A 3,650-nucleotide genomic window follows, 5' to 3' on the forward strand; every position below is an offset into this window, starting at 1 on the left:
GACGTAATGAATGATTATGTGGTAGACAAGGTTGATCATAAAAATTTGAATCTTGATGTAGATTTTATGAAAGGCAAGTTGGCTTCAACAGAAAATCTGGCCATAGAAATCTGGAAACAATTATGGGCGCCGATTGCAGAGAGCGGCGCAGTTTTACATTGCGTAAAAATATACGAGACCGAAAATAATTTTGTTGAATACTTTGGTTAAAAACCTAAATTAATGAGCGATAAAGACGTATTGAAAGGCGAATCGAGAGACGGTTATGTAAAAATAGACCGTTACAACGAAGATAAAATTGAAGCTGTAGCTACACATTATAAAGATATTCTTGGCCAGTTGGGCGAAAATCCAGAACGCGAAGGTTTACTAAAAACACCGGAGCGCGTGGCTAAAGCGCTGCAATATTTAACACATGGTTACGATTTAAAACCTGATGAGATTCTGAAGGGCGCAATGTTTGAAGAAGATTATAGCCAAATGGTTGTGGTTAAGGATATTGAAGTGTATTCGATGTGCGAACACCATATGCTACCATTCTTCGGTAAAGCACATATTGCTTATATTCCTAACGGACACATTGTTGGTTTAAGTAAAATCCCACGCGTAGTTGATGCTTTTGCTCGTCGTTTACAGGTACAGGAACGTTTAACGAACGAAATCAGAGATTGTATTCAAAATACCCTTAACCCAATGGGCGTTGCAGTAGTAATGGAATGCAGGCACTTATGCATGTCTATGCGTGGCGTGCAAAAGCAAAATTCGGTAACCACAACATCTGCCTTTACCGGAACTTTTTTAAGTAACGATAAAACAAGAGCCGAATTTTTAAGGTTAATTACCGCAAGTTTAGACTAGTTTGTGTCAAGTAAATAGTATCAGGAGTTAAGAACAAGTATCAAGTAGAAAGTAATAGGTATCAAGATAGGGCAATAGATAAAAACGCTGGCCGATAAACGCGATACGCCAAACTAATTATAATGAAAGCATATATTTTTCCCGGACAGGGAGCACAGTTTGTAGGTATGGGTAAAGATCTTTATGAGCACCCAAAAGCTGCAGCATTATTTGAACAGGCCAATGAAATTATCGGTTTCCGCATTAGCGATATTATGTTTAGCGGAACAGATGAGGAGCTTAAACAAACCAATGTAACCCAACCGGCAATCTTTTTGCACTCGGTTATTTTAGCCAAAGTGTTGGGCGATGATTTTAAACCAGACATGGTTGCAGGCCATTCCTTAGGCGAATTTTCGGCATTAGTTGMCGCAAATGCACTAAGTTTTGAAGATGGATTAAAACTGGTTATTGCCCGTGCAAATGCCATGCAAAAAGCATGTGAAGCACAACCATCAACCATGGCCGCTATTTTAGGTTTAGCTGATGATGTAGTTGAAAAAATCTGTGCAGAAATTGATGCTGTGGTAGTTCCTGCAAATTATAACTGCCCAGGGCAATTGGTAATTTCGGGCAGTATAGAAGGGATTGACCTAGCTTGTGCTAAACTAACAGAAGCAGGCGCTAAAAGAGCTTTAAAACTAAATGTTGGCGGTGCATTCCATTCTCCTTTAATGGAACCTGCAAAAATTGAATTACAGGCAGCTATTGAGGCCACTCATATTTCTGCACCAATTTGTCCGGTTTACCAAAATGTTGATGCAAAGCCATATACAGATCCAACTGAAATTAAAGGCAATTTAATTAAACAATTAACGGGTGCTGTACGTTGGACACAAACAGTAGGGAACATGTTAGCCGATGGTGCAACTGAATTTGTAGAAGTTGGCCCAGGCAATGTTTTACAGGGATTGGTTAAAAAGGTAAGCCGCGAAGTACAAACAAGTAGTGCTGCCATAGCTTAATTTATTCAAAATAGAATATTTTGCCACCGCCATAAACTCAGTTGTTTATGGCGTTGTTTTTTATCAATATTTAATATCTTTATCCGTAGATGAAAATGAGCTTTGGTATAAAAATAAGATTTCTATTGCTTGTTTTGGGCTGTTGCCTCATTGCAACTTCTATTTCGTTAAGCAGGTTTACAACCAAAAATGAGCTCCTCGAGCACGATGCACAAGAGATTCAGCACAACCTTTTAATCAAAGAAAGATCTGTTCAAAGTTTTCTGACTGATAAAAAACAGGTTGCCAAAGCCAAACAATTTCATCTCGATCCTAATAATGCAATAGATTTTATCGATAACTATCGCAAAAAGAGTGGTATAAATTTATTAACCTACCAAAACAATCAGCTTAAATTCTGGAGTACCTACAAAATATCAGAAATAGATCCAACTACAATAAAAGAGGGTAGTTCGGTGTTGTTTTTTTATAACGGCTGGTATGAGGTGATTAAAAGTACCCAGGGCGATTTTAGCCTTATTTTCTTAATCACCATTCAATCTCAATATCCTTTTAAAGAAACAAAGTATTTTAAAAATGATATCGATCCAATTTTATCAAATACCAAAATATTAACATTTGCATCTTTTACCGATAAGGATGTATATGTAATAAAAAGCCTGGATAATAAGTTTTTATTCGGACTTAAGGTTAAGCCAGGGTATGCGGAAACTCATTATTCGGGTACGCAATTATGGTTGTTTGTTGCCGGTATGTTGTGCATTTGCATGTTTTTTAACTCTTTGAGTTCGTTTATTGCCCGGCGTGGCCATATTGCCTGGGGTACTTTTTTATTGTTGTTTTTCTTCCTGGCATTTCGGTTAACAGATTTATATTATGGTTGGTTTAACCACAGGTTTACTTTAGATCTATTTGATCCGAGGATATATGCCGATAATTTTCTGATGCCTTCGCTTGGCGATTTTCTGTTAAATGTAATTGCACTAACCTGGTTGCTCTTGTTTATGTACAACCATAAGGARCAATATAAGTTTCCGGGATGGATTAAGCGGAGCAAAATAATTGGAGTTGTTATTCAGGCTGGCTTGATGGTGTTGATAGGGCGGATAGTTTGGGATACCGATGATATTTTCTTCGGGTTGATTTTTAACTCAAAAATTAATTTCGATATCGTTAATATCCTTAAGCTTAGCGGTACCAGTTGGGTAGGTATTGTGATTTTATGTCTGGCCTGGTTTCAGATTTACCTGATAACGGCTGTTTCAGCAACAGTAAGCAGTCAATTAAATGTTACCAATAAAGAGCGGGTCATTATTTTCTTAATTGGCTTTGCAGGTGTTTTTATCTACAAGCTAGCGGTAGATTTTAATGCCTTTTTTATCGTTTTTGCCCTTGTATTATTTATCGTGGCACGGGCTGTTTATTTAAAAGGAAAAAACTTCTCAATCGGCATGTTTGCCATCGTATTTTTCTGCCTGGCCTTTAATACCTCTATTAAATACACCAAGTATAAAGATATTAAGGAAAGAAGTTTGCGCGAGCCCTTGGCCAGGAAAGTGCAATCGTCAGAAGATCCGAATGCCATTATTGCTTTAGGTACTTTGGGGAATGAAATTGTTAAAGATAATTTTCTGACAAGCTATTTTACTCAAAACCGAAAAGGCAGTTACTCGGTGCTCAAAAATCATATCAAAGATTATTTAGATGGCTATTTAAACCGCTACGATTATCAGATCTATCCATATGATAGATTGGGTGCTGCGATAGAAAATTCTGATACACCACCGA

Annotated in this window: 3 protein-coding genes and 1 pseudogene; all 4 read left to right on the forward strand. The window is 37.4% G+C overall.

The genetic code is table 11. The features are described from left to right. Positions 1 to 210: 6-pyruvoyl trahydropterin synthase family protein (locus AC1DPQ_RS21260; protein WP_477610796.1), on the forward strand; the 210-nt coding region annotated here is incomplete at its 5' end. Positions 211 to 222: 12 nt separating this feature from the next. Then, positions 223 to 858, forward strand: a complete 636-nt coding sequence (gene folE / locus AC1DPQ_RS21265) for a GTP cyclohydrolase I FolE (RefSeq protein ID WP_029274208.1) — start codon at positions 223 to 225, stop codon at positions 856 to 858. A gap of 122 nt (positions 859 to 980) precedes the next feature. Next, positions 981 to 1,862 carry an ACP S-malonyltransferase gene (gene fabD, locus AC1DPQ_RS21270; RefSeq protein WP_477610797.1) on the forward strand — a complete coding sequence of 294 codons (882 nt, stop codon included), beginning with the start codon at positions 981 to 983 and terminating at the stop codon, positions 1,860 to 1,862. Positions 1,863 to 1,957: 95 nt separating this feature from the next. Continuing rightward, positions 1,958 to 3,650: pseudogene (locus tag AC1DPQ_RS21275) on the forward strand (sensor histidine kinase); the annotation flags it as partial.

This window comes from Pedobacter sp. 01T416_2, assembly GCF_056398925.1.

Coding starts and splice junctions, on each gene's coding strand:
- folE (WP_029274208.1), top strand. CDS start 223: ATGAGCGATAAAGACGTATTGAAAGGCGAATCGAGAGACGGTTATGTA.